The following is a 25,166-nucleotide window of genomic DNA, read 5'->3' as shown; positions in this document are numbered from 1 at the left end:
TTGGCAATCGTGGAACTGACCCTTTTTCAAGCGACCCTCTTTTTCGGATTGGCCCTTCTCCTCATGGGAGGGGCTTTGCTCTTTAAGTATGGTCCGGTTTCCGCGGTGGCGCGTACCTTTCCCCGGTCTTCCCAGGCCGGCGTGGTGCTGATGATCGTAGCCATGACCTGGACCGCGTGGAAGGTCCTTCACCTCGGGGCGGCGGACTACGGAAATTTCAAGCAGTACATTCTGATCGGCTTCGGCCTGTTGGGTCTGGCCACCTTCAAGTACGCCCCGGACTTTCTTTCGGTGCGGGCGGCGAGCATCCTCTATCTGTTCTTGGCCAACAGCTTGCTGGACAGCGCTTGGATGCAGTACGACAAGCCCATGAGGCTGCTTCTGGTGGCCCCGACCTATCTGGGCATCGTGTTCGCGCTCTATCTCGCCTACGCCCCATTTCGCCTGCGCGATTTCCTCGCTTGGCTGTTCAATCGGGAATCGCGCGCCAAGAAGCTGGCCACCGCGCTGGCCATCTACGGCGCCTTGTTGAGCGGTGTGGCCTTCGCGCTCTAGGTCGCGACATCGTCAAGAGACCTCAAGCCTCTGTACATGGATATGAAGTCCCCCAAGGAACACGTCTCGCTGCTGCTGGTGCTGGCAGGTCCGGCCGGCAGCGGAAAAACCACGCTTTGCGAGCGTCTGGTCGCTGAAACGGAAAACACCGAGCGCGTGGTCACGTGCACCACGCGTTCTCCGCGCGAGGGAGAGCGGGACGGGGTGGACTATTTTTTTCTTTCCGACGAGCGCTTCGATCAGGCCATCGCCAACGGCGAGTTTCTGGAATGGGCCAAGGTTCACACCAACCGCTATGGCGTGCTCAAGAAAGTCATCCAGGACAAGCTCGACGCCCATATCGACCTCGTGATGAACGTCGACGTGCAGGGCGTGGCCAACATCCGGGAAGCGGCCAACGCGGACCCTGCTATCTGCCAGCGGTTGGTGACGGTTTTCATCCTGCCGACCGACCTCGAGGTGGTGCGCCGGCGCCTGCGCGAGCGAGGACAGGATGACGAGGCGGAGATCGAGCGTCGCATCCGCACGGCCCGGAAGGAAGTGACGCTTTGGCCGGAGTTCGACTACGTGATCTCCACGCGAAGCAAGGACGAGGATTACGCCTCGTTGCGCAGCATCGTGCAGGCAGAGAAGATGCGGGCCCTACGGCTGGTCTAGCCGTTAGCTCGACAAAAGGGCGGAAGGGCTGGATTTCGTTTTCGCCGAGGGTCGCGCAGGAGTTGCCTAAACGGGCCGATTGGGACTGCGAGGCTTGGAGGCCTGTATTTACAATCGTAGCGGGTTGCGTTATCCGTGTTTCTGCTTTGGTTGGGCGGACTAGATCGATTTGTTCACTGAGCTAAAGCTACCTACGTCCCAATTGTATTACTACCCCTTCAAATGACTCGCAGGTCCCGAAGACGCGCTTTGCTACCATGAAGAGGATCTGCTTCGTTCACCTGCTTGTCTGCTTGCTTGCCTGGTGCTTCTGTGGAGCGAAAGCGGCTGGAGCGAGCGACGATGTGTCGCAGGAGAGCCTCTACGCAATCCTGTCCTACAAGTTTCTCCGCTACGCCCAGTGGCCGGAGGAGATGGTGGCCGATGAGGGGGAGCTGGTGATTGGCGTCTATGGAAATTCCAGCGCCGGTCGAAGGTATCGAGAGGCGTTCAGCGACCTTTGCCGTGGCTTGGGCGAGAGCGCGGGAGCCCGTTGTCGGGTGGTGGACCTGTCGGATCCCAGCGTGGACACGCGCCAGCTCAAGCTGGTTTTTTTCGCCGAGGAGAGTCGCCGCGTTCCTCAGGAGCTAATGGACCAGCTGCGGAGCCAGCCGGTCGTGCTGGTAGGCTACGATGACGCGTTTCTCGATCGCGGGGGCATGATCCGGCTGAAGACCAAACGCAGCCAGGGCAGCTTCGATGTGGACCTCGACAACGTTCGAGCGGTGGGACTCGACTTCAAATCCAGCTTTCTGCGCTTGGCGGACCAGGTTCGGATCGGAGGCAAGCGATGATCGGCCGCATGGGCAAAGGCCTTTGGAAGCGAGTCGAGGACGCCTTGAGCGAGCTCTCGCTCAAACGCAAAATCGCCTCCATCCTAGTCATGTCCGGTGGCATCGTGGCCATGGTCACCGTGGTATCGCTCGCGGTTTTTGAGCTGGTGACGGCCCGTCGGGATCTCATCGAGGACTATCGCTCCTTGTCGCCGGTGCTGAGGAGCTTCATCAGCCCAGCCATCGAATTCAAGCGCGCCGATGACGCCAAGGAGCCGTTGGTGGCGTTTCGCAAGCAAGGCGACCTTTTGTATGGGGAAGTTAGATACGCCGATGGACAGTTGCTGGTCTCCAGTGGAACCCTGCCGATGTCCGTGAATCTGCGGGAGGTCGATCAGGACGTCACGATTTCCTACTTCGACGCCCTCATCGTGGCCCGCTACCCCATCCACTACGAGGACGCCTTGAACGGGAGCGACTCCGTCCAGCCGCAAGCCTACGTCTATCTGGTGGGCGACCTCAGCGAGCAGTATTGGCGCTTCGGATTCAAGGCGGGTTTCATCGCGCTGACCCTGATCATTGGCGGCATCGTGGTGTTCATCGTTTCGGCCCGGCTCAGTCGGGTGGTGACGCAGCCGATCCTGGAACTGTCCGATACGTTGAGGCGCATCTCGCGCGAGCAAGACTTCTCGCAACGGCAAGCCAAGGCCCACGACGACGAAGTGGGCCACCTGGTCGATTCCTTCAACGAAATGATGCAGCAGATCGAGCGACGGGATGACATCATCCGAGCGAACGAAGAGCGCTTTCGCGGCTATTTCGAACTCGGCATCGTGGGCATGGCGATTCTGGACGAGAACGGTTCGTTCATGGAAGCGAACGGTCAGCTCTGTCGGCAGCTTCAGGTGGACTACGGGAAACTCTTGTCGAGCCGGTTCGACGATTGGCTGGATACGGGCCCTCAAGGCGAAGAGCGAGGTTTCGCTGGGATTTGCGATCGATGCTCCCCAGGGTACAGCGGGGAGTTTTGGCTGCGAGGGGACGAAGAGCGAAATATCTATGTCATTGTATCTATCAGGCGGGTACGAAGCGCTCGATCGGACGCCGGCTGCTCCTATCTAGCACTTTTTCAGGACATCACCGACCGCAAGAAAGGCGAGGAGGAGCTGTTGGCCTCCAAACGGGCGGCCGAGGAGGCGAATCGTTCCAAGGATGAATTCTTGTCGGTCATGAGCCACGAGCTGCGCACGCCGCTCAACCCGATCATCGGCTTCGTGGATTTGATGATGCAGTCGGACCTCGATGCCGAACGCCAGGGCATGCTGCGCTCCATCCGGCGGTCCAGCGAGCATCTGCTGACCTTGATCACCGATATCCTGGAGTTCACGCGAGCCCAGGCTGGCCGTATGGTGGCGCTCAAGGAGCCGATCGATCTGCGGGAGCTGTGCGAAAACGTGGTGGAGATGATGGCCCGCAGCGGGACGTCCAGAGGCGTGTCCGTAAGCCTTCGCCGTTTCGATTTGGACTGCTTGCCGCGTGGGATGGCGATAGAGTCGGACGAAGGAAAGATACGCCAGATCGCGTTGAACCTGCTGTCCAACGCGGTGAAGTACAATCGGGAGCAAGGGCAGGTATGGCTGGACGCTTGTCTGTTCGAGACGGACGCAGGCTATCGTCTGAGAATGTCGGTGGAGGATAGCGGTCAGGGAATCGCGGAAGAGAAGCTGGAGTACATTTTCGAGCCGTTCACGCAGTTGGACATGTCGCTGCAGCGTCGGCATGAAGGGGTTGGGCTGGGGCTTTCCATTTGCCGGCGCATCATTGACTGTTTGGGCGGAAGGATGGAGGTGAGCAGCCAGCTCGGTGTGGGATCGACCTTTCAGTTCGAAATCCCGGTTGCGTTGGTGGAAAGCTGCGAAGTAGGGCCGCCCGAGCCGGAGGGCGAGGAGAGCGAGTCGATGGTCGCCTTCGACTTCGCCAGCTCCTGTCGCGTGCTGGTGGTCGAGGACGACGTCGAAAACAAGCGCTTGGTCGCCGCTAACCTAGCTCAGATGGGAGTCGCCTACGAATGGGCGGAAAATGGACTCGTCGCTCTGGAGAAGCTCAAGCAGGATCGCTACGACCTGGTGCTGATGGACATCCGCATGCCTCTGATGGACGGTCTGGAGGCGACACGAGTCATTCGCGAGGGAGAGAATGGGGAACGCCGCGTGCCCATCGTGGCGATGACGGCTCACGTGACCGCGGGCATGCGGGAGGAATGCGTGCGCGTGGGCATGGACGGGTACATTTCAAAGCCGGTTCGCTTCGAGCAGCTGGAGACCTACGTGCGTCGCTATTTGGCGAGCTAGAAAATGGTTCAACCCTAGTTCAAAACCAGATTTAGGCGCCGAATTTCCGGAAATGATTGATTTACGAGAGGATGTTCGCATATTCCTAGCTAATACGAGCAATCAGTTGTGCCCGACCTGCGTATAGCGGGTAGTGGTTCATCGCCGATCCACGATAATGTCCTCGCCTCCAGTGACACCAAGCAAACAATCCGAATTGAGTATGAGCGCAAATGCAGCCACAGTTTCCGTCGAATCCGAGAACACCATGAGCAACGCCAATCCAGCTCGAGCGGTTGTGGACGAAACCGAGCTTATACAAGCCGGTTATCGTTATGCGCTTTCGATCGCCCGTCACCACCAAGACGCGGAGGACCTCGTTCAGCAAGCGTGGCTGAAACTGCAGCGAGCCTACGGGCGCGTGGAGGGGACCCCGGTTTTGTTTCGCACCATTCGAAACCTTTTCTACGACATCAAGCGCCGCAACAAGATCGTGCAGTTCGAGCCTTTGGAGAAGTCTCCGGAGCCGGGCAAATCCGAAGCCAACGGCGTTTCCATGGACATGGAGATCGTGATGAAGAAATTGCGTCCTGAGGAACGCGAAGCGCTGTATCTCAACGTGGTCGAAGGATATACTGCGACCGAGATCTCAGATCAGACCGGTTCTCCTCGCGGCACCATTCTTAGTCACATCCACCGAGCTCGTCAGAAACTTGCGAAAGCGTTCGGAGGGGAATTCAAGGACTCCAGCCATTCGTAGTTAGGGCAGGGTACATTGGATAATGAACGAGCAAGACTTAGATCAGAAATTCCGCGACTGCTTTCTGGCGCAAGAGCTTTCGAGAAAGTCGGTGGAGCGAATCCTTGCCAGCGGTAGGGAGAAAAAAAAAGAGCATGACCGCGACGCCTGGTGGAGGCCATGGCTTCCAGTGGCGGTGGCGGCTGCTTTCGTAATGCTGATGTCTTTCGAACTCGCCAAGCGCTACGACGTTTCGGAGTTCGCTCAGAAGGTGGCTGGCGAAATCGCCATGCGTCACAATGGGGATCGCCCCTTCGACATCGAGGCCAGCAGCTTCGACGCGGTGCAGAACGGGCTGAAGGATTTGGCGTTTTCCGTCACGCCGCACGTGAAGCAGGGCTTGCTCTCCGCTTACGAGGTGGTGGGCGCTCGCTACTGCTGGCTGGAAGGGCAGCAGGGCGTGCACCTCAGGGTGAGGAATCGCTCCAGCGGGGTGCTTTGCTCGCTCTACATCGCTTCGCTGAAAGGCCCGCTTTCGGAGCTCAAGGCCACTGAAAACGAAGTCCATCTTGACGCGAACGACGTTCGCATGTGGGAGGACTCGGATCGACTGTTCGCTCTAGTCGAGTAGCAGCCCGCGTTTCCATAGCGGTAAAATGCTGTGAATCAACATTTCTAGGCGCTCTTCGGGGTCGCCTTTTTTTGTGAATTGCGCCATTTGGAGATGTTTTGAAGGGAGGTTCGAACCATCGGCCTCCTTCCCGTATTGAATAGCGAAATGGTAAATCTCCTCGTCATAGATCCGCTCGAATTGACGCTGCGCGACGCGGCAGGAAAGGACGTTTGGACCTCGAAGAGCTGCTATTTGAACCAGTTTCGCGGGATCGATTCGTTGCGGATCGAGCTCGTTGGAGGCGCGGACCCGGACCTTTGCGAGAAAGCCCTTGCCGCGGACGGGGTGGTGCTGGGCGGATCTGAAGCGTCCGCTTGGGAGGACACGGGATTCAACGATCATCTGCTCGACTTGATCGCCATTTGCCGGAACAGCCAGATCCCGTTGCTAGGGGTTTGTTATGGGGCCCAACTGCTGGGACGGGCTCTTGGCGGCCATGTCGCTCGCCATCCGGACGGCATGGAGCTGGGGGCGCCGCCGATTCGCATCACCGCCAAAGGCAAGGAGCACTTTTTGTTCAAGGGCATCGCGAGCGGTTGTCTTTGGGCGATTGAAACCCATTCCGACGCTGTTTTGACCCTGCCACCCGACTGCGAGCTGCTCGCGTCCAACGCCCACACCCCGGTGCAGGCGTTTTCGTTTCGAGGGTTGCTGACAGGCGTGCAGTTTCATCCAGAGATGACCGCCAGCGATCTTCGCTATCTTTGGCAGGCTTTCATGCAGCAGGGCATTGTCTCGGAAGTGACGGAGCAGCAGTCCCGCATCTTGGAGGCCACGGAGTGCGAGGCCCTGCCCATCGTCTTCCGAAACTTCGTCCAGCGGGTGAAGGTCAACTCGTTTGTGGTCTAGGCAAGGGCCCCGCTCAAGGGGGCGTTTCGAGGAAGGGGGCCTTATTTTCCGATCCAGCCCTTTCGCTTGAAGTACCAGAGCAGGCCTCCCGTGGAGAGGATGCAGACCAGCCAGAAGACGAGGTACGAGTAGTCCCAATGCAGCTCGGGAAGCACATCGAAGTTCATGCCGTAGACGCCTGCGAAGAAGGTGATGGGTAGAAAGAGGCTCGCCATGATGGTGAGGGCTTTCATCACTTCGTTCATTCGGTTGGAGACGATGGATATGTAGAAGTCCTGCAGTCCGTTGGCCGTTTCGCGCGAATTTTCGATCAGGTCGATGATCTGCACGGAATGGTCCTGTACGTCCCTCATGAATACGCGAACGTCAGGTGGAGCGGGCGAGGCCTCATCCATCGCCAACTTGCTGGCGAGCTCCCTGACGGGCCACATGGAGCGACGCAGATTGAAGAGCTCGCGTTTGATCAGGTAGATATGCTGTTGAATGCTCGGCTTAGGGTCCTCCATCACTTGCTGTTCCAATCCGTAAAGGACGTCGCCGTAGTGCTCAAGAATCGGATACACGCTATCGACGACCGCATCCAACAGCGCGTACGCTAGGTACCAGATGCCCATGGAGCGAAAACGTGAATTCGGTTTCTTGATACGCTCTCGGATCGGATCCCAAACGTCGCCGGTCTTTTCCTGAAAGGTGATGAGGAGGTTCTCCATTACGATGAAGCTGACCTGTTCGCTCACCAGCTCGCCCTCGTTGACGATGCGTACCATGTCGGCGATGACCAGGCTGTGGTTCTCGTAGAGCTCCAGCTTGGGGCGCTGCGGCGTGTTGAGCACGTCCTCAGCGGCCAGGGTATGGAACTGGTGGGCTTTGCGAAGCTCGTTGATGATGTAGGGGTGGAGGATTTCGACGTTTATCCAACGGTGGTCGCAATCGGCCGAGAGGGGATGGGAGATCAGCTCTTCGACGTTGGAGAAGGTGTGCCTCACCATGGACTCCTTCCCGAAGTCGATGCACTCGAGTCTAACCGCGTCCGCCTCGGGGCGCTGGTCGACGCCTTTGGCGAATTCGATGCCCGGCGAGCTGCCCACGTTGGCCTTCTTCTTGCGAGAGCGGCTTACGGGCGTCGCGAGAAACTTGGATACGGCGCTTACGGTGCCGGACAGGGTTCGGTGGCGGTGGGTATCTTGTGGTTCGACAGGGTTTGTCATAGATCTAGGGTTGGTGTACGATGTCGTTTGTCTTAGGAAAGCGACGCCCGACGCCTTTAGTTAGACCGCTTTTTTCTAGAGCGTGCTTGCGGGCTAACCATAGGGAAAGTATGCACCATGCCGATGTTTTTTCACACCTACTCTCTTAGTTTGTTGGCGCTGCTCATGGCTCTGTTGGCCGCAGCGAATGCCCAGGCGTCCTTGCAGCCCGGAGAGGCTCGCGTTTGGGAAATGCAGGAAATCCTGCTGGAAGCCCAGGGGGAATACGAGAATCCCTACATGGAGGTGGACTGCTGGATCGACTTGCGGGGCCCCGATGGCGAGCGACGCGTTTATGGTTTCTGGGACGGAGGATCGAGCTACAAGATCCGATTCGTGGCCACGCAACCGGGGGAATGGAGTTGGACTATTGCTTCAAACCAGACCGAGGATCCCGGTTTGAATGGAGGAACGGGAACGCTTCGAGCGGTGGCCTGGACCGAGACGGAAAAGCAGGCCAATCCCAATCGCCGAGGCTTCCTTCGGGCGACCGCGAACGGACGGGCCTTGCAGTATGCCGATGGAACGCCCTTCTTTCTCACCGGCGACACCTGGCTTGCAGGGGCCACCTGGCGTTTGCCGTGGAAGGGCGAAACCGTATCCGAGGACTACACGCCCGGGCCTGGAATCAGCTTCGAAGAAGCGGTCGCCTACCGTAAGCGGCAGGGCTACAACTCGGTCAGCATGGTCGCGGCCTTTCCCAACTGGGAGGCGGACCATCGCGGAGCGACCTACGCTAACCAGGACGGCGTATTCATTCGAAACGCGTGGGAAAAGTTCGGCCATTGGGCGGCCAACGCTACCATCAGCACCTCGGATGGAGCCATCACGACCGCGAAGGACATGCATGACGAGCAGGGAAATCGTCCTTTCGCAGTCTTCGCAGACCGGGAGGGACTGCCCGATTTCAACCGGTTGAATCCCTCCTACTTTCGCAGTCTTGACCGAAAGATGCATCACCTTTCTCGACAGGGCTTCGCTCCGTTTCTGGAGACGGTTCGTCGCGATTGCGCCCCGGCCTGGAAAGCCTATTTCAATTTCGACGAATCCTACTCCAGGTTCGTACAGTATTTGATCGCTCGATACGGAGCGTACAATATCATTTTCAGCGGCATCCATCTGGATTGGATCCCGGAAAAGTTCAGCCTCACCGAGCATGAATTCAACGCGGCTTTGACGTATCACCGAAAGAAATACGGTGGCCTGCCCTTTGGTCAGCCGTATACCGCATTGATCGACAGCTCCACCTACAAGCGCTTTGGCCATGGCGAGGATTGCCCTTGGCTGACCATGCATACGGTGGGGAACAAGCCTCGAAATCACGCCATCTACGCATCGATTGAAGAGATCTTTCTGCTGGAAAATCCGTATCCTGCGGCGAACCTGGAGCCATACTACACGGGCTGGAATCATGAGATCAATCGGCCGGGCGGGGAGACGCCCGAGGCGAATTCCGATCGGGACAACTACTTCGCCAGGTCGCAGATGTACGGTTCGTTTCTCTCTGGCGGTTTGGCTGGCCATGTCCATGGAACCGCAGCCTACGATATCACTACCACCGGCGAACCGTCCGGTTGGCGTCCGCACATCTGGACCGCTCTCAAGTACGAATCCGGCAGCCAGATGCAGCACTTGAAGCGATTCGCTCTTTCGGAGGGCGCCCGTTATCAGGATCTGCTGCTAGCGTCCTCTTCGCTGAAGAAACGAGAATCCAAGTTCGCTTTCGACGACGGATTGGATGGCTGGTCGTTCATGATGAGAACGGAAGATCGTTCGTTCGCCTTGCTCTATTTCGAAAACGGCGCCGTGAAAACGACGATTTCCGGCATGAAGCCGAACTCTACGTATCAGTGGATCTGGTACAATCCTCGGACTGGAGAATGGGACTCGCCGGTGAAGGTCAAAAGCGACCTGCAAGGAAAACTCGACACGCCGAGCTTTCCGGAAATGGAAAAGGGGGTGATGAGCGATTGGGCTGCGAAACTCGTTCTTCCCTAGTGGACCTGTGAAACGAGGCCTCGGTCGCTGCTTCGCGAACAAGGCCTCGGTATTGAAATTTGAATACGATACATGCGTATGCGTATGGTGTTTTCCTAGCGGCCGAGATCCAGTACGGTGGTAAATCCGAGAGCCGAGAAAATGAGAATGGAGATGAGTACTACAGTGATCATGTTATTTCTTGGTTGAGCGTTGAGTGTTTCAATGAGTGTGTACCCATGTATAAACACGCCCCGTGCCACGGTTACCAAGAAAGTCGCAAGTCGCTGATTATGAGCGAAAAGAAATTTAGGGCTTTCCCATCGATCGGATTAGCGTCGAGGCCTGTCCCAAAATTGGGATGTCCGCCGTCCCGTTTTCGACCCAGCAGAGGAGCGGACGTCTACTAGGGCTCGCAAAGGATACGCAAGGCCGCATCGATGAGACTCGGCTTTAGGCAAAGCTCTATTTTCCAAAGGTGACGCCTTGCCAATCATCGGTCCGGAAGGGAGCTGCAGGCAGTCCCTCGCCATTGTAGAGATTCGCATCGTCGGGATTGCTCGCCCAGGCGTACCGCACGGCCACGACCTTGCGTACATTGGGGCTGGATACGATCACCTTGTCTCCGACAATGCGAGCTTTGGCCCAGTGAAAGACTTGGTCATCACCCGCTACCGTGAAGCCCTTGAGGTAGCCGTACCTGTCGTTCACGGCGTGGAGACCGCCCTGCGTGTGATCGAACGAGAGCACCATTTCGCGACCTTTTGGGGTCATGGCCCGAAACCGCGGACCGGTGTGAACCAGATCCATGCCATAGGTGTCGTAGAGAGCGTTCAAGGCCAACCGGTAGCCGACGTCTCGCTTGTTTCGCGGATGGATGTCGTCCGCTTCGCCTAGATCGATGAGAACGGCTTGACCGGTCCGAGGCAGTCCGAGCGCGAAGTCTTGCGCTTCGCGCAGCTCTGCCCATGCGGAGTTGATTGGCTTCTTTTGCGGAGCCATGTAGTTGGCGAGTTGAGCCCAATAGAAAGGGAAATCCCAGCCCCAGCCATGGCGCCAGTCCTTTATCAGGCTGGTGAAGTACGAACGGTATCGGTAGGCGTGATTGACGTTGTTTTCGCCTTGATACCAAATCGCACCGGCGATCTGGAAATCCAGCAGCGGGTGGATCATGGCGTTGTATAGGAGAGATGGATACGCATTGGGGCCAGCGATGGTCTTTCCGAAGTCGCTTGAGAGCACGGACGGGCGGTAGACCCAATTCTCCGTCAAGGGGATCTTCACTCCGTCGGCCTCGATGAAGAGCAGGTTGGGGTCCCCGTGGAATCCTCCTCCGCCTTGATGGTCCACCACTTTGACCACCAGCGTATTGGCGCCGGCCTTCAGCTTGCCTCGCGGTATGTTGTAGCGGCGCGGGGCGTCCCAGGCCGAGGTCGAGCCAATGCGTTCCCCATTCAGGTAGGTGACATCCTGGTCGTCTATCGGAGTCAGGCTCAGAGTAGCGGGGGAGCCAGCCAAGGCTTGAGGGATGTCGAAGCTCTTTCGGTACCATACGATCCCATCGGCGGCCCCGATTTCCCCCAGCTCCCACGGCTGTGGAAGGGTGACGGGTTTCCAGTCGCTGACATCGGTTTTTGGAGACATCCACTTTCTCTTCTCTCCGGGGGCCTTGCTCATGGCTTCGCGAAACCGTTGGCGATTGGCTTGGGCCTCCTCGAAGGACTTCGCCATCTCTGCCGGATCGAGATCTTCGTATTCGCCTGTTTGAGACATGACTTCCCAGCTAGTCCATGTTTGGATGTCGGTTCCGCCCCAGGATGAGTGTATCAGTCCTATGGGTACTTCTGTTTGCTGATGGATTTCCTTTCCGAAATAGTAGGCAACTGCGGAAAACTCGGCCGCGCTCTCTGGTCGACAGACGCGCCAGCCGCTCGACGACACATCGTCAAGCGGTTGGAAACTCATTTCCTTTTCCACCGTGAAAAGGCGTAGGTTGGCATGGTCCGCCTTGGGGATGTCTTGGCTGGCCCGATCGGTCTTGCTCAAGGGCCACTCCATGTTGGACTGGCCGCTACAGATCCAGACGTCTCCCATGGCGATGTTCGAAAGTTCGATCGTGTTGCTTTCGCCTGCCACGGTCAGGGTGAGGTCCTCGCCGCTAGCGATGCCCTCGAGCGTCGCTTTCCATTTCCCTTCCAGGTTGGCTTGGATCGTGGAGCGTTGTTCCTGAAGCTTTACGCTCACCGATTCCCCGGGATCAGCCCAGCCCCAGACGACGATCGGCCGATCGCGTTGCAGGACCATGTGGTCGGAGAACAGGGCGGGGAGCCGGACGTCGGCCTTTAGGGCGGAGCTTACGAGGAGGGCGCCCAGCGTGGCGAGGGAAGCGAGTTTGGTGATACGTGGCATATGCGGGGTGGGTGCGGAGGGTTATCTCGAAGCGAGCGGTTTGAGAATGGGGAAGGCTCGCTGAAAATCAAAGCTAGAAAGGCGGGACTCCGCTGGGTTGACGGGAACGGGCACGAAAAAGGCGGCTCCCTGAGCCGCCTGATTGAACGCAGTCGCTTCTGTGTTTGTTTAGGGGGCCGCGAAGCGCACGGTTTCGCCCGCGGCGCGGTGATTGGTCCAGAACGCCTCGCCGTCGAACGCGAGGGATCGAGCGGGAAAGGGAACCTTGGCCAGGTCTTGGCAGGCGCCGCTTTGGCGATCTATGCGGGAGAGGACGTAGTCGTCTGTTTCTTCGTCCGCCGTATTCAGAATGTAGAGGTCGTTGTCCACGATGGTTTGTCCGCAGATGCCGCGTGGCGCATGGTAGTGCTTTTCCACGTCGCCCTCCTCGCTCAATGCCAGAATCCTCTGGTTGTACCACTGGCTGACGTGCAGGTTTTTGCCGTCCCAGCTAAGCTGGGAGCCAGTGTCGTCCGGGCAGGGCAATGCGTAGACGGTATCGAATCCGTGGTTAGGGATGCAGCGCCGGACGATGCGGTTGTCCTGATCGGTCTCGCCGCAGAGCACGCGTAGTTCATTATTCACTACGACCATTCCAAAGGGGAGCCCGGGGGCGTCGCATTGCCAGGTCACGCTCCATGAACGGGGATCGATGTGGTAGATCTTCTTGGTCGCGAGGGAGCCCATCCAGAGGCTATCGCCGTCCCAGGCGAGGGATTGCGGCATCTTAGCGGGCGCCTGGAGGCGTTGGATTTCGGTGATTGTCTTCATGCTTCTTGGGCGCGGGCGCTGCAAGGCCGCGAGTTGGTCCGTTTTACTTGTTGTTTTCTAGACGAAGGAATTTTGCCGCTGATTGGTAGAAAGCTTGCACGGGGCGCTCGTGGTAGCGCGATCCGAGGCAGATCAGGCTGTGGGGAAGGGTGCAGCTGAAGCCGTCCCAGGCGATGATGCTCCCGTCGTCCAGCTCCTTTTTCACGATGGCCTCGTCCATGATGGAGAGCGCCGCTCCGTTGCGCACGAAGCGAAGGCAAGTGGTGTCTTCGTCGATGATGAAGCGTCGCTCGATCTGCAGCTCGTGAGCTTTGACGATGCGTTCCATGAGTTGGTAGTAGCTGCACTCCGGGGTCTTGAAAACCCATGGGAGCGATTGCAGCGACTTCCAGTCGCCTCCTTCGAACGCGTGTTTGAATTTTGGAGACGCCACCACTCGAATGGTATTGTCCTTGAAGCGGGCGCTCAGGATTTTCGGCGAGTCCACCTCTCCCTCATGCAGTCCGACGTCGATTTCGCCAGCCAGCACCCCCTTTAGGATGTAGCCGCTGGAACTGTGGAGAAACTCCAGTTGCAGCTTCGGATGGGAGCGGTGGAGCGATTCCGCGATGGAGTCGAGTGGCACGTCGTCGGGGCCGCTGTTCACGCCGATCACCAGTTTGCCCGACGGGCTCGATTGCAGGTTTCGAGCGAGATCGCCAAGCGCCTTGGCTTCCTTGAGAATGGCGTATGCCCGTTCGAGCAAGCTCTCCCCATCGAGGGTGATCTGCATGCCGCGCGAGCTGCGATCGAAGAGGGCGATGCCTAGTTCGTCCTCTAGGGCCTTGATGTGAGCGCTGATGGACGGCTGGCTGGAGAAAAGGCGGGCCGCGGCTTTCGCGAGCGTGCCTTCTTCGGCTACGGCGACGAATGATCTGAGTTGGTAGAGTTCCATGGAGGCGAGCGCTCAGGCTGGCCCGGAGCGCAACGATCGCTTGGTATAGAAATTGGGAGAGTCTGGAATTGGCGAGTGGAAACTGGATGTCTGACGCGTCACCCACGGGTTTTGGCCCGCGGTCGCTCGATGAGGATGGTGTGACCGTGCAGGAAGATCTTCCGCCCTGGTCGCCCCATGGCGGTGGCGTCGGGCGAGATGGGAGGCAGCGAGCGGTGCAGCCACCGGATGGCTTTGCTCAGGATGGTCCTCAGGGGGCGATTGCGTGATTTGGCGTTGCTCATCCGGTCATTATGCCAGAGTGGCGGCCGCTTGGCCATTTGTCCTTTCCTATGGTTGCTTTCGGAAAACCTGATGGCTGGCGCCCGGCGTGGAGACTGGTTTGACGCCGCGGCGCATTTGCGGCTCGATGCGGCCATGGGCGAAAGCAAGTACAAGCTAGCGGTGTTCGATCTCGACTTCACCCTTTGGGATGCAGGGGGCACGTGGTGCGACTGTCTGACGCCGCCCTTTCGGAAAACCGCGCAAGGCGTGCTCGATGCTCGCTCGGCCAAGGTGCGCGTGTACGAGGACGCTCTGTGGGCCTTGGAACGCTGCCGGGAGCTGGATTTGGACGTGGCGGTGGCCTCCAGAACCAACGAGCCGGACTGGGCCCGCGAGCTGCTCGATCTGCTGGAGCTGAGGGATCGCTTTCGTTGGGAGGAAATCTACCCGAGCAGCAAGGTGAGGCACTTCGCGGCCTTGAAGGAGAAAAGTGGATACATCTACGAGGAGATGCTGTTCTTCGATGACGAGCGTCGAAACATCGTGGAAGTGGGGGCGCTTGGAGTGCGGGCGGTGCACGTGCGAGACGGGTTTCGCCGCGGCGTGGCCGAGAAGGAGCTAGGCTAGCTGCGGCGCGCTCGGCGGTCGCGCCCTACCTGGCGAAGGTGGCGAGCTTGTCCGGGTTGCGATGAATGAAGAATCCTTGTATCCGATTTTCAGACACGTGGATGTTGATGGCGGACACAGGTATTTCGTTTTCGTAGATTATCAGCCCTGGAGCCCCATTGTACCACGTGGGCCGATGGGCATAGACGTTTCCGGATTGGGCCGCCTGCTTGCTGGTGGTGACGAAGAACTTCGAGATGATGGCGACGCCTTGCAGGACCTTTCTTGCGGCGAAGGCTTTTCCGCCTCCGTCGGATACCAAGGTAGCGTCTTGGGCGAGCAGGGATTCCAGGGCGGCGAGGTCGCCTTGGCGGGCCGCATCGAGGAAGCTCTCCATGAGACGGCGGTGCAGCTGAGGGTCGGTTTCGAATTTCGGCTTTCTCTCGCGAGCGGCGGCCCGAGCCCGGGATACCAGCTTGCGACAGGCGGCTGGTGTTTTGTCCAGGATGGATGCGATCTCTTCGTATCCATAGGAAAATACGTCGTGCAGCAGAAAGGCGGCACGTTCCGCCGGGCTCAAGCGTTCCAAGGTGTAGAGCAAGGCGGTGGAAACGGAGTCGTCGATGGCCAGTTGGTCCGCCGGGCTGCTTTCCTCGACCAGCAGCGGCTCGGGAAGCCAGGGACCGACGTAGCGTTCGCGGCGGGCTCGGGCGCTTTTTAGGCGATCGATGGAGAGGCGGCTGCAGACCGTGACCAGCCAAGCGCGCGCATTGGCGATGGTTTGGGTATCGGTCTGATCCCATTTCAGGTAGGTTTCCTGCACGATGTCCTCCGCCTCGGCCACGGATCCGAGCATGCGGTAGGCGATGCCTTGCAGAAGGGCTCGATAGCTTTCGAAGGTGGCGGCGCGGGAGTTCTCCCGAGCGAATGGGCTTTGATGGGCTCGAGGGGTCGAATGGGTTTTCGCTTTCACTGAATTGGAGACGAAGCAAGGCCGGCGCCTGTGACGCGAGCGGGTCTTTTTTCCATTCCTGTCCTCTGGGCTATAGACGAGGGCGATCGGAGGGTTCGACATGGGTCATGACATGGCTGATGCGCAGGTCCTGATTTTCCAGCAAGCGGTCCTTGAGGCGGTGGGCGATGGCGTGGCCTTCGGTGACGGTGAGGTTTCCGTCCACCTCCAGATGCACGTCCACCAGATGCTGGGAGCCGCTCTTGCGAACTTGCAGCGACTCGAGTCGCACTACGCCCGGGGTGTCGGAGGCGGTTTGTTCGATTTGGTCGGAAAGGGTGTGGCTGACGTCTCGATCCAGCAACTCGTCCAGGGAGGGGCGGGCCAGGCGATAGGCGTTGAATACGATAAGGCCGCTTACCAGAAGGGCTGCGATGTCGTCCGCCACTTCGTAGCCCTCTCCGGCGAAGGTGGCGATGCAGACTCCGATCAGCACGCCGATCGACGTGAGGGAGTCCATGCGGTGGTGCCAGGCTTCGATGCGCAAGGCGGGACTGTCGCTGGAAAGGCTGGCTTTGATGAGCCATCGGAAGAGGGCTTCCTTGCCTGCGATGATGATCAGCAAGGCGGGCACCACGAAAGTCGATGGGGCATGGTGCGGGTGCAGGATTTCCTGGATGGCGTTGACCCCGATGACGATGGCGGAAACCACCAAGGCGCAGGCGGCCACCAGGCCGGCGATGGATTCCGCCTTGCCGTGGCCATAGGGGTGCTCGGCGTCAGGGGCCTTGTCGGCGACGCGCAGCCCGTTCCAGACCACGATGGAGGAGAAGACGTCGGCGATGGACTCGAATCCGTCCGCGATGAGGGCGTAGGAATTTCCCGCGAACCCGACCAGCAGCTTGCCGCTGGCGAAGGCGAGGTTTGAGATTGCGCTGACGGCGCCGAACTTGTCGCGGGGCTGATCGTTCACTCGGTTCCTATGAATAGGCGCTTCCGGTCGCTCGGCGAGTCGGGAGTGGAGAAAAAGAGGCGCGAACCGCCGGTTGCGGGGCGGCTCCGCGTTTTTTCCACTTTTTTTTTGGCGGGTGTGGCGGGAGGCTGGCGCATTGCATGGCGTACCCCTTATGGACGGTTCTCGGTTCCAGTTTAGCAGACGCGCTAGCCGGTTGTGGCTTGTCGCGTTCGTGTACCTGACAACTGGGCTTCCTCTCCATACCGGTACCGGGGCCGAGCCGACTCGGCTGGCAGCGTCGTTCCCAGTGGGGGCGTCGGTGTCAAATGTTCATTTTCCATGCGATTCGGGATGCGAAGCGATTTTATGGGACCAGGACGATGGGGTCCGGTCGCCTGCATCTTCGGTTCTCTCTCCAACAAGACTCGTACTATGGGGTAGTAAAGTAGCGAGCGAGCTTGCGCTTATCGATGCCGGGCGACAGCGACGCCTTGGTGATATTGCGATTTCTGGAGAGAGGACCGATTTGCGGGCGGGTTCCCGGGCCCGCTTTGCTCCTTCAAGACAGCTAATTTACACCGCAATTACGACTTATGGGTTGCGGAATATCGACTCCGATACAGGGTTTATCTGTACTGACGCTTCCGGCGAAGAGCCAGAAGACGCGCCCTCGCTGGTCCATTCGGCGTCACCAAACCTAACATCGCTACACGTCCTATGAAGGAACCTCGCTCTACCCCAGAGGCTTCGAAAACCCGTAGATTCACCTTTTCCTTCGAACCCAGACCCCCGGATCCCGTTTCCGGAGGCAAGGGATTGAAGAAGCCGAACTCCTCGGACATCACCCTTTGTCTGAACGCCTTGTGCGATGGGGACGAGCAGGCGGCGGACGAGCTGCTGCCGCTGGTCTACGACGAGCTGCGCCGTCATGCCGCCTCCCGCATGTCGCGCGAAGGGCCGGACCACACCTTGCAGCCGACCGCTTTGGTGCACGAAGCCTGGATGCGCATCGTGGGGGACAGCCAGCAGCGTTGGGAAAACCGGGCCCATTTTTTCGGGGCGGCAGCCCGGGCCATGCGTCGGATTCTCATCGAGAGCGCCCGACGAAAGACCCGTCTCAAGCGCGGCGGCAAGCAGGTCAAGGTGGACTTCGATTCGGTGGAGATCGCCAGCAGCGCTCCGGAGGAAAAGCTGCTGCTGATAAACGAAGCCTTGGAAAAGCTCGAGATGAGCGATCCTTTGAAGGCCAAGGTAGTGCTGCTGAAGTTCTTCGGTGGCAGCACCCATCAGGAAGTCGCCGAAGCGCTGGGAATCAGCGAGCGTTCGGTGGAGCGTCATTGGGCCTACGCCAAGTCCTGGCTCTTCACGGAAATCCAGAGTTTGCGCTAGCCCTCGCTCGCAGCCGCCAACGCGTTTTAGGTTTTGCCCGAGAAGGAAGAGAACGAATCGATGCGATCAGCTGACCAGCGAGAAGAGGACCTGTTCGATACGGCCCGCCAGATGAGCGACCCAACTGAGAGGGCTCGGTATCTGGATCAGGAGTGCCGGGAGGACCTGAAGATGCGGGCTCGCTTGGAGGCCTTGCTCAAATCCAGCGACGACGCGGAGCAGTTTTTCGAAGACGGAGCCCAATTCATCAGCTCGAGCGAGGCGTTCAAGAGCATCAATTCCGATCCCTTGGACGAGGAATCCATCGGAGCGAAGATAGGCCGGTACCGATTGTTGCAGCGACTGGGCGACGGCGGCTGCGGAGTGGTCTACCTGGCCGAACAGGAGGAGCCGGTGCGGCGGGTGGTCGCCCTGAAGATCATCCGACTGGGCATGGAGACCGAGCGAGTGGTTTCCCGTTTCGAAGCGGAGCGACAGGCCTTGGCCATCATGGACCATCCCAATATCGCTCGCGTGTTCGACGCAGGCACCACCAAGCAGGGCGCCCCTTATTTCGTGATGGAGCACGTGCGCGGAATGCGCCTGACGGAATTCTGCGACCGCAACCGACTGGGGCTGGTGCAGCGTCTGAATCTCTTTTGCCAGGTCTGCCACGCCATCCAGCATGCCCACCAGAAGGGCATCATCCACGGCGACATCAAGCCGGCCAACATCATCGTTTCCCAGCATGATGGGGTGCCGCTTCCTAAGGTGATCGATTTCGGCATCGCCAAGGCGACCGAGGCGGGTCTGAGCGAGCTGCTCGGCACCAGCTCGCAGGAGCAATTGCTCGGCACGCCGGCCTACATCAGCCCGGAGCAGGTGGAAATGGGCGGTCTGGATGTGGACACGCGCAGCGACATTTACAGTTTGGGCGTGCTGCTCTACGAGCTGCTCACCGGGCAGACTCCCTTCGATGGAGATGCCTTGGTCTCTGGCGGCCTGGGCGAGCTCCGGCGCATCCTGAGGGAGTCCATCCCTCCCAAGCCTTCGGCGCGCTTCAGCTCGTTTGATGCGGAGCAGCAGCAGGCGGTGGCGGACGCCCGCAAGGCGGCGCGGCTGGGATACGCCAATACTCTGCGCGGCGACTTGGATTGCATCGCCATGAAGGCCTTGGAGAAAGACCGGCGTCACCGCTACGAGACGGCGAACTCCTTGGCCATGGACGTGCAGCGGCACTTGGCGAGCGAGCCGGTGATCGCCCACACGCCCGGCCCGCTATACCGTTTTCGCAAGTTGGTGCGCCGCAACCGCGGAGCTTTCGCCGCAGGCGGGGCGGTGGCGGCGGTCTTGCTGTTCGGCATCGGTCTCTCGACCTGGCTCTTCGTAAAGGAGCGCGACGCCCGCGAGCGAGCGGTGGAGGCCGAGCAGCAGCAGGTGCGCTTGCGCCATGAAGCGGAGCTGCGCGAGCGCCTGACGCAAGCGGCGTTTCTGATCAGCCAGGAGCGGTTCGCCGAGGCGGACACCTTGCTGCAGGACGTGGAGCTGACCGACGCCTCGGTGGAGGGCGCGGCGGTGTTTCGAGCCCTCGGCGAGTGGCACGCTCTCAACGAACGCTGGAAGAAAGCGGTGCAGCGCTTCGAGGTTTTGTTGGAGGTCAACACCTTCGAAGGGCCGGACGTCTCCAGTCTGGATTATCTGGAAATCGGTCCGGCGTTCATCGAGGCCGCCGATTTTCAAGGCTACGAACGCTTTCGTCGGCAAGCCATCGAGCGCTTCGTTAGCATGAAAAGCCCCTTCGCCGACCGCATCGTGAAGGTAGCCTTGCTGACGCCGGCCAACGAGGAGCTGATCCGCTCCTTGGAGCCGTTGGCCCGTCTGACCGAGGAGGCCCGTCTGGAGGCGGATGCCGCCGGGGACTGGTTTCAGGCGGCGTGGCGGTCCATGTCGCTCGCCATCTACCAGTATCGACAAGGCAATTTCGCCGGGGCCGCGGAGTACGCCCGCATGTGTCTGGAGTATACCCAGGACAACGCCCCGCGCACCACGACTGCTCAAGCGACCTTGGCCATGGCCCTTCATCGAATGGGGCGTTTCGACGAGGCGCTGCTGACGCTCAGCCAGGCGGAAAACCTGTTCGAGGACAAGGCGAGCTCGATCGTGGGCCGAGGCTCCCCGGTGATGGGCTTCTGGTTCGACTGGGCGTTCGCCAAGGTGCTGCTCACCGAAGCCCAGGCCTTGCTCGACGTAGGGGTTCGACACCCGGTGCGATAGGCGGCGCCCCGCTTGGTTGGCGTTTCCGCGAATCGCGGGGAGAAAGGCTGCGCTTCAACGTCTACCCCGCTGGGCGGGTAGAATCTTTGGCGGGTTTTGACGTGAGGAAGGCGCATAACCTCTCACGAGAGCCTACGCTCTTGCTCCCTCCCAAATTAGTTTTAGACCCGGGTCCGAATCCGAGACGGATTTGCTCACCCGCGTACCCCATAACAGATGAATACTCGTAAGCTTAGCGTATTGGAAAAGGTCGGTTTCGGCGCCGGCGACATGTCGATCAATGTCATGGTCGCCGCCCTTTTCTACCTGATCTCCTTTTTCTACACGGACATTTTCGGGCTGAATCCGACTCACATGGGTATCCTGTTCTTGGTGGCCAGATTCGTCGACGCCTTCACCGATCCGATGATGGGGCTGATCACGGACCGCTTCAAATCGAAGAAGGGCCGCTTCCGCCCTTACTTCGCCTACCTCGCGCTGCCTTACGGCTTGTCCATGGCCCTGCTCTTCACCACGCCGGACATGGACTACAACGCCAAGCTGATCTGGGCCTATGCGACGTACCTTTTCGCCACCTTGATGTTCACCGGCGTCGCCATCCCCTACATTTCCTACATCGGCGTTTTGACCTCGGATCCTCAGGAGCGCTTGTCCGCCAACGGCTACCGCATGTTTTTCGCCAAGATCGCCAACGTGGTCATCGTGGCGTCGGTGCCGGTGCTGGCCGAGTGGTGGGGCGGAGAGGATCTGCAGGAAGGCTACATGTTCGCCATGGGCTTGATGTCGGGCATCGGCGTGCTGCTGCTCTGGTTCTGCTACGGCACGACCCGCGAGCGCGTGGAGCACAAGGTGAACCCTCAGCCGCTGGGCACCCAGATCAAGTACTTGCTCAAGAACGACCAGTGGCTGGTGCTGGCAGGCTGCTGCTTGCTCGGCACCTTTGGCTACGCTATCAGAGGCAGCGTGGCGCTTTATTACGCGAAGTACTACCTCGGCGGCGATGCCGCCATGGCGTCGATGTTCACCAGCTCCGGCATCGCGGCATCCATCGTTTCGATGGTCGCGTCCACTTGGATCACCAAGCGCTTCTGCAAGATCAAGCTCTTCAGCTGGTCGCAGATCCTAGTGGGCTTGATGAGCTTGGGGATGTTCTTCCTGGTGGGCCCCGGAGACGTGGTGATGGCCTTCACGCTCTACGTGCTGCTTTCCTTTGTCGTCGATTTGCATGCTCCGGTGTTCTGGTCGGCCATCGCCGAAGCGGTGGACTACGGCCACATCAAGGATGGCCAGCGGGTGTCGGGTCTTTCCTTCGGCGGAATCTCGTTCTGCCAGAAGGCGGGCGGAGGGCTGGCCGGTTTGGCGGGTGGCTTGCTGCTGACCTTCTTCGACTACCAGCCTAACGTGCAACAGACCGAATTCACCCTAACCGGTCTGGCTCTGATGCTCACCATCATCCCGGGCGCCTTCCATGCCGCCCTTGGATTCCTACTTTTCAAGTACAAGATCACGGACCGCTTCTACCAGAAGATGGTAGCGGAGAGCTCCGTCATTCAAACCAAAAGCCCTGACGTCGCCTAGTATCGAAACTGTCAATACGAGGAAACCAGAGATGTACAAAGCACCCCTTATCGAACAGCGGGCCGATCCGTTCATTTACAAACACACGGATGGCTACTACTATTTCACAGCTTCCGTGCCAGCCTACGACGGCATCGAGCTTCGTCGATCGAAGACGATCGAAGGCTTAGCCGAGGCGGAGACCAAGATGGTTTGGCGAAAGCCAAGTGAAGGGCCGATCTCGGATCTGATCTGGGCTCCCGAGATTCATTTCAACGACGGCCGCTGGTACGTTTATTTCGCGGCGGCGCCGAGTCGCGAGATCAAGTACGACCTTTTCCAGCATCGCATGTACGCTATCTCGACTGGGGCTGACAACCCCATCGAAGGCCAGTGGGACGAGCCCGTGCAGATCGACACCGGCATCGATACGTTCTGCCTGGATGCGACGACCTTCTACCACAAGGATCAGTTGTACTACCTCTGGGCCCAGAAGGGACCGGGCATTCGAGGGAACTCAAACTTGTATATCGCAAAGATGGATACGCCAACCCGTATCGTCGGCGAACCGGTGATGCTGACCAAGCCGGAACTGGATTGGGAGATCATCGGCTTCTGGGTGAACGAAGGTCCCTCCGTTCTGCAGAAGAACGGGAAGGTCTTCATCAGCTACTCGGCTAGCGCCACGGACGAAAACTACGCCATGGGCCTGCTTTGGGCGGATCAGGACGCGGATCTGCTCGATCCGAAGAGTTGGACGAAATCTCCCACACCGGTTTTGGGAAGCCGCCCCGAGGAAAGCGTTTTTGGTCCCGGGCACAACAGCTTCACCAAGGGCGAAAACGGCGAGGACCTCCTCGTGTATCACGCTCGCACCTACACGGAAATCGTAGGCGATCCGCTTTGGGATCCGAACCGTCACACCTTCGTGAAGCAGCTGGAATGGGGAGACGATGGCATGCCGATATTTGGAAAGCCGGTTCCGCTGAGCGAAGGCTGGGTAGGCCCCGAAAAGAGAGGGTAGTCCCGGCGATCTGCAACTCGATACTGTGAAGTGAAATGAAACCCCTGTTTATCCGAATTTTCATCTTTGTGGCCGCTGCCTGTCTGATTCCAGTCCATGCGGAGGAAGACGCGGCGAGCGAAGCCGCGCGACAAGAGAACGCCACTGGTCTGCTCGAAGAGGAAGTCATCGCCCACGATCCGGTGATGATCCGCGAGGACGGAGTCTACTACCTCTTCACCACTGGACCGGGCGTTACGGTCTGGTCGTCGCCTGACATGACCCATTGGTCGCGGGAAGCTCCGGTATTCCCCACGGCTCCGGACTGGGCTAAGAAGGAGGTTCCCGGGTTCAACGGCCACATCTGGGCTCCGGACATCAGTTTCCACGACGGGCTCTACTATCTCTACTACTCGATCTCATCGTTCGGGAAAAACGAGTCCTGCATCGGCGTCGCCACTGCGAAAACGCTCGATCCGGATAGTCCGGAATTTGGCTGGCAGGACCATGGGATCGTAGTCCAGTCCCTTCCAGGGGTGCACAACTGGAACGCGATCGATGGCAACCTGATCCACGATCAGGACGGCAAGCCCTACCTGAGCTGGGGCTCGTTTTGGAGCGGTTTGAAGCTCGCTCCCCTTGCGGAGGACCGTACCCGACTCGCAGTCGAGCTGGATGACGCGATCAGCATCGCCAGCCGCAGCTCGCGCTGGAGCGAGCAACTGGGCGATCAGGAAGGGCACCCGATCGAAGCGGGCCGAGGCGCCATCGAAGCTCCGTTCATCATTCGCCGCGGCGACCACTACTATCTCTTCGCCTCCACTGGCTACTGCTGTCGAGGGCTGGACAGCACCTACCGCGTGGTGGTGGGACGTTCCGAGACGATCGAAGGTCCGTATCTCGACCGAAACGGCCTGTCGATGATGAACGGAGGGGGTACGCTGGTGCTGGAAAGCGACGAAGACTGGAACGGCGTGGGCCACAATGGCGTGACGCGACTCGATGGCGTGGACTACATCGTCTACCACGGCTACGATGCCTCCACCGAGAGCGGCTTGCCCAAGCTACGCATCGACGTGCTTCAGTGGGACCAAGACGGCTGGCCCTTCGTCGAGGCGCAGTAGCGGGTCTAGTCAGGATCGTCGCCTGATGGCGGTCGAGAGCCTGGACTGCTCTTGGATCGCGGAGCCTTCACCCTTATCTCGAAAGCGGCGGCGAAGAGCATCTGGAGCACCAGGGTGCAGCCGAGGAAAAGGGCGCCCCAGTGGATTTCCGTTTGCATCAGCGAATCGCTTTCCAAGGCGAAGACCGCTAGGGCAAGGCCGAAGACGTCGAGCATGCTCCAGCGCTGCAGCCTTTGAAACCAGAGAAACGATCGTTCGCTGGGGTTCCCTCTTCTCGAGCGTATCCAAATCTTGAAGGCAAGCCCCATGGCGCACAGTGGGGTGGCGACGAGAAACAGCCCGCTAAGGCTCGCGGCAAGTTTAGCGTCTTGTCCCCAAAGAGCGGGTACGAGAGAGAGGATGCTGTAGGAGCGGTCCGCGAGCAGCCAATCGTCGATGCGAAGAAACGGGAGGCTCAAGGCGGCGAGCAGTCCGATAGTGGAGAGCGCCAGAAGTGCGCCGCCCCGTTTCCGTGACTCGCTCGGCAAGCGCGTTTTTGCCGAATGAGCTCCGTAGGCGAGAATCTCGCCTGCGATCATGCTCAGGGCGATCGCTACGATGAACAGGGTCAGGCCCAACTCGGGCCGGGCCGAAACGAAAAACTGGCGGGAGGCGAGTGAGAGGATAATGGATACAAGGAAGACGTCCAGCATGGACCATTTGCCGAATCGCTCCACTCGCATGAGCCAACGCAGCGACTCGGGAGTGAGCTCCTTGCGGGCGGTCACGAAGGCGAGGGTGCCGATCTTGGCGAACGGAAAGGCGATGGAGAAGAAGAGGACCAGAAAGGCCAGAGCGAAGAGATTCTCTTCCCAGAGCATCAGCACCGACCCGGGCAATGAATAGTCGGTGGAAGTGACTCCTGAGCGTATCTTCATGAACGGCAGCACCAGGGCCAGTATGTTGCACAGGAAGGACAGGCTTAGCAGGATGGCGGCGGCAAGGCGCTGTCTGCGAGAGAGTTCCTTTATGATATCGGAAGGAGGATTAGGCGAGCGAGCGTCCATGAGGTTTCGCCCAATCTGTGAACCG

General features: G+C 59.3%; 22 protein-coding genes. 14 read left to right on the top strand and 8 right to left on the bottom strand.

What is annotated here, in order from left to right; all coding sequences use genetic code 11:
- Positions 1-9 precede the first annotated feature (9 nt).
- From QEH54_RS19805 to QEH54_RS19775, 7 genes are all read left to right on the top strand, one after another.
- A complete protein-coding gene (locus QEH54_RS19805; RefSeq protein WP_309020450.1) occupies positions 10-555 on the top strand; it encodes a hypothetical protein in 546 nt (181 codons plus the stop codon).
- 42 nt (positions 556-597) lie between these two features.
- Entirely contained in the window at positions 598-1,212 is a 615-nt protein-coding gene (gmk, locus tag QEH54_RS19800) for a guanylate kinase (protein WP_309020449.1), read from the top strand.
- A gap of 257 nt (positions 1,213-1,469) precedes the next feature.
- On the top strand, positions 1,470-2,045 hold the full coding sequence (locus tag QEH54_RS19795) for a YfiR family protein (RefSeq protein WP_309020448.1): 576 nt from the start codon (positions 1,470-1,472) through the stop codon (positions 2,043-2,045).
- Positions 2,042-4,375 (top strand): response regulator, encoded by a 2,334-nt coding sequence (locus tag QEH54_RS19790; protein ID WP_309020447.1) that lies wholly within the window; start codon positions 2,042-2,044, stop codon positions 4,373-4,375. Before QEH54_RS19795 ends, QEH54_RS19790 begins: the two co-directional genes overlap by 4 nt.
- A gap of 202 nt (positions 4,376-4,577) precedes the next feature.
- Positions 4,578-5,114, top strand: a complete 537-nt coding sequence (locus QEH54_RS19785; RefSeq protein WP_309020446.1) for an RNA polymerase sigma factor — start codon at positions 4,578-4,580, stop codon at positions 5,112-5,114.
- Positions 5,115-5,136: 22 nt separating this feature from the next.
- Positions 5,137-5,724, top strand: a complete 588-nt coding sequence (locus QEH54_RS19780; RefSeq protein WP_309020445.1) for a hypothetical protein — start codon at positions 5,137-5,139, stop codon at positions 5,722-5,724.
- A gap of 147 nt (positions 5,725-5,871) precedes the next feature.
- A complete protein-coding gene (locus tag QEH54_RS19775) occupies positions 5,872-6,615 on the top strand; it encodes a type 1 glutamine amidotransferase (protein ID WP_309020444.1) in 744 nt (247 codons plus the stop codon).
- A gap of 41 nt (positions 6,616-6,656) precedes the next feature.
- Here the strand turns inward: QEH54_RS19775 and corA are convergent, their stop codons facing one another.
- Complete coding sequence (gene corA, locus QEH54_RS19770; protein WP_309020443.1) at positions 6,657-7,823, bottom strand: magnesium/cobalt transporter CorA; 1,167 nt, start codon at positions 7,821-7,823, stop codon at positions 6,657-6,659.
- A 117-nt stretch (positions 7,824-7,940) separates the two neighbouring features.
- Here corA and QEH54_RS19765 point away from each other — a divergent pair, with 117 nt between their 5' ends.
- A complete protein-coding gene (locus QEH54_RS19765) occupies positions 7,941-9,860 on the top strand; it encodes a DUF5060 domain-containing protein (RefSeq protein WP_309020442.1) in 1,920 nt (639 codons plus the stop codon).
- A 444-nt stretch (positions 9,861-10,304) separates the two neighbouring features.
- Here the strand turns inward: QEH54_RS19765 and QEH54_RS19760 are convergent, their stop codons facing one another.
- The 4 genes from QEH54_RS19760 to QEH54_RS19745 form a co-directional block, all read right to left on the bottom strand.
- Positions 10,305-12,248, bottom strand: coding sequence for a sialate O-acetylesterase (locus tag QEH54_RS19760; protein WP_309020441.1), 1,944 nt, complete (start codon positions 12,246-12,248; stop codon positions 10,305-10,307).
- Positions 12,249-12,416: 168 nt separating this feature from the next.
- On the bottom strand, positions 12,417-13,058 hold the full coding sequence (locus QEH54_RS19755) for a hypothetical protein (RefSeq protein ID WP_309020440.1): 642 nt from the start codon (positions 13,056-13,058) through the stop codon (positions 12,417-12,419).
- 43 nt (positions 13,059-13,101) lie between these two features.
- Positions 13,102-13,992 (bottom strand): LysR family transcriptional regulator, encoded by an 891-nt coding sequence (locus QEH54_RS19750; protein ID WP_309020439.1) that lies wholly within the window; start codon positions 13,990-13,992, stop codon positions 13,102-13,104.
- Positions 13,993-14,090: 98 nt separating this feature from the next.
- Complete coding sequence (locus QEH54_RS19745; protein WP_309020438.1) at positions 14,091-14,276, bottom strand: hypothetical protein; 186 nt, start codon at positions 14,274-14,276, stop codon at positions 14,091-14,093.
- 70 nt (positions 14,277-14,346) lie between these two features.
- Here QEH54_RS19745 and QEH54_RS19740 point away from each other — a divergent pair, with 70 nt between their 5' ends.
- Positions 14,347-14,883 (top strand): magnesium-dependent phosphatase-1, encoded by a 537-nt coding sequence (locus QEH54_RS19740; RefSeq protein WP_309020437.1) that lies wholly within the window; start codon positions 14,347-14,349, stop codon positions 14,881-14,883.
- A 25-nt stretch (positions 14,884-14,908) separates the two neighbouring features.
- Here QEH54_RS19740 and QEH54_RS19735 read toward each other — a convergent pair whose 3' ends face one another.
- Positions 14,909-15,835, bottom strand: a complete 927-nt coding sequence (locus QEH54_RS19735; RefSeq protein ID WP_309020436.1) for an RNA polymerase sigma-70 factor — start codon at positions 15,833-15,835, stop codon at positions 14,909-14,911.
- Between the two features lie 70 nt (positions 15,836-15,905).
- Positions 15,906-16,787 carry a cation diffusion facilitator family transporter gene (locus QEH54_RS19730; protein WP_309020435.1) on the bottom strand — a complete coding sequence of 294 codons (882 nt, stop codon included), beginning with the start codon at positions 16,785-16,787 and terminating at the stop codon, positions 15,906-15,908.
- A gap of 699 nt (positions 16,788-17,486) precedes the next feature.
- Here QEH54_RS19730 and QEH54_RS19725 point away from each other — a divergent pair.
- The 5 genes from QEH54_RS19725 to QEH54_RS19705 all read left to right on the top strand — a co-directional run bounded on the left by QEH54_RS19725 (position 17,487) and on the right by QEH54_RS19705 (position 24,095).
- Entirely contained in the window at positions 17,487-18,158 is a 672-nt protein-coding gene (locus QEH54_RS19725) for a sigma-70 family RNA polymerase sigma factor (protein ID WP_309020434.1), read from the top strand.
- A gap of 60 nt (positions 18,159-18,218) precedes the next feature.
- Positions 18,219-20,411, top strand: a complete 2,193-nt coding sequence (locus QEH54_RS19720; RefSeq protein WP_309020433.1) for a serine/threonine-protein kinase — start codon at positions 18,219-18,221, stop codon at positions 20,409-20,411.
- Positions 20,412-20,627: 216 nt separating this feature from the next.
- On the top strand, positions 20,628-21,989 hold the full coding sequence (locus QEH54_RS19715; protein ID WP_309020432.1) for an MFS transporter: 1,362 nt from the start codon (positions 20,628-20,630) through the stop codon (positions 21,987-21,989).
- Between the two features lie 31 nt (positions 21,990-22,020).
- Complete coding sequence (locus QEH54_RS19710; protein ID WP_309020431.1) at positions 22,021-22,992, top strand: glycoside hydrolase family 43 protein; 972 nt, start codon at positions 22,021-22,023, stop codon at positions 22,990-22,992.
- Between the two features lie 35 nt (positions 22,993-23,027).
- Positions 23,028-24,095, top strand: a complete 1,068-nt coding sequence (locus QEH54_RS19705; RefSeq protein ID WP_309020430.1) for a family 43 glycosylhydrolase — start codon at positions 23,028-23,030, stop codon at positions 24,093-24,095.
- Between the two features lie 5 nt (positions 24,096-24,100).
- On the opposite strand, the gene QEH54_RS19700 is transcribed toward QEH54_RS19705, so the two are convergent.
- Positions 24,101-25,141 carry a paraquat-inducible protein A gene (locus tag QEH54_RS19700; RefSeq protein ID WP_309020429.1) on the bottom strand — a complete coding sequence of 347 codons (1,041 nt, stop codon included), beginning with the start codon at positions 25,139-25,141 and terminating at the stop codon, positions 24,101-24,103.
- Positions 25,142-25,166: the final 25 nt, after the last annotated feature.

Origin of the sequence: Pelagicoccus sp. SDUM812003, from assembly GCF_031127815.1 — a bacterium.
In the GTDB taxonomy this organism is placed as follows: Bacteria; Verrucomicrobiota; Verrucomicrobiia; order Opitutales; family Opitutaceae; genus Pelagicoccus.
This window is presented reverse-complemented; position numbering and strand designations above follow the sequence as displayed.

What these genes read in the sequence shown, in the direction of transcription:
- gmk (WP_309020449.1), top strand. Translation starts at nt 598, where the DNA reads ATGAAGTCCCCCAAGGAACACGTCTCGCTGCTGCTGGTGCTGGCAGGT.
- QEH54_RS19795 (WP_309020448.1), top strand. Translation starts at nt 1,470, where the DNA reads ATGAAGAGGATCTGCTTCGTTCACCTGCTTGTCTGCTTGCTTGCCTGG.
- QEH54_RS19790 (WP_309020447.1), top strand. Translation starts at nt 2,042, where the DNA reads ATGATCGGCCGCATGGGCAAAGGCCTTTGGAAGCGAGTCGAGGACGCC.
- QEH54_RS19785 (WP_309020446.1), top strand. Translation starts at nt 4,578, where the DNA reads ATGAGCGCAAATGCAGCCACAGTTTCCGTCGAATCCGAGAACACCATG.
- QEH54_RS19780 (WP_309020445.1), top strand. Translation starts at nt 5,137, where the DNA reads ATGAACGAGCAAGACTTAGATCAGAAATTCCGCGACTGCTTTCTGGCG.
- QEH54_RS19775 (WP_309020444.1), top strand. Translation starts at nt 5,872, where the DNA reads ATGGTAAATCTCCTCGTCATAGATCCGCTCGAATTGACGCTGCGCGAC.
- corA (WP_309020443.1), bottom strand. Translation starts at nt 7,823, where the DNA reads ATGACAAACCCTGTCGAACCACAAGATACCCACCGCCACCGAACCCTG.
- QEH54_RS19765 (WP_309020442.1), top strand. Translation starts at nt 7,941, where the DNA reads ATGCCGATGTTTTTTCACACCTACTCTCTTAGTTTGTTGGCGCTGCTC.
- QEH54_RS19760 (WP_309020441.1), bottom strand. Translation starts at nt 12,248, where the DNA reads ATGCCACGTATCACCAAACTCGCTTCCCTCGCCACGCTGGGCGCCCTC.
- QEH54_RS19755 (WP_309020440.1), bottom strand. Translation starts at nt 13,058, where the DNA reads ATGAAGACAATCACCGAAATCCAACGCCTCCAGGCGCCCGCTAAGATG.
- QEH54_RS19750 (WP_309020439.1), bottom strand. Translation starts at nt 13,992, where the DNA reads ATGGAACTCTACCAACTCAGATCATTCGTCGCCGTAGCCGAAGAAGGC.
- QEH54_RS19745 (WP_309020438.1), bottom strand. Translation starts at nt 14,276, where the DNA reads ATGAGCAACGCCAAATCACGCAATCGCCCCCTGAGGACCATCCTGAGC.
- QEH54_RS19740 (WP_309020437.1), top strand. Translation starts at nt 14,347, where the DNA reads ATGGCTGGCGCCCGGCGTGGAGACTGGTTTGACGCCGCGGCGCATTTG.
- QEH54_RS19725 (WP_309020434.1), top strand. Translation starts at nt 17,487, where the DNA reads ATGAAGGAACCTCGCTCTACCCCAGAGGCTTCGAAAACCCGTAGATTC.
- QEH54_RS19720 (WP_309020433.1), top strand. Translation starts at nt 18,219, where the DNA reads ATGCGATCAGCTGACCAGCGAGAAGAGGACCTGTTCGATACGGCCCGC.
- QEH54_RS19715 (WP_309020432.1), top strand. Translation starts at nt 20,628, where the DNA reads ATGAATACTCGTAAGCTTAGCGTATTGGAAAAGGTCGGTTTCGGCGCC.
- QEH54_RS19710 (WP_309020431.1), top strand. Translation starts at nt 22,021, where the DNA reads ATGTACAAAGCACCCCTTATCGAACAGCGGGCCGATCCGTTCATTTAC.
- QEH54_RS19705 (WP_309020430.1), top strand. Translation starts at nt 23,028, where the DNA reads ATGAAACCCCTGTTTATCCGAATTTTCATCTTTGTGGCCGCTGCCTGT.
- QEH54_RS19700 (WP_309020429.1), bottom strand. Translation starts at nt 25,141, where the DNA reads ATGGACGCTCGCTCGCCTAATCCTCCTTCCGATATCATAAAGGAACTC.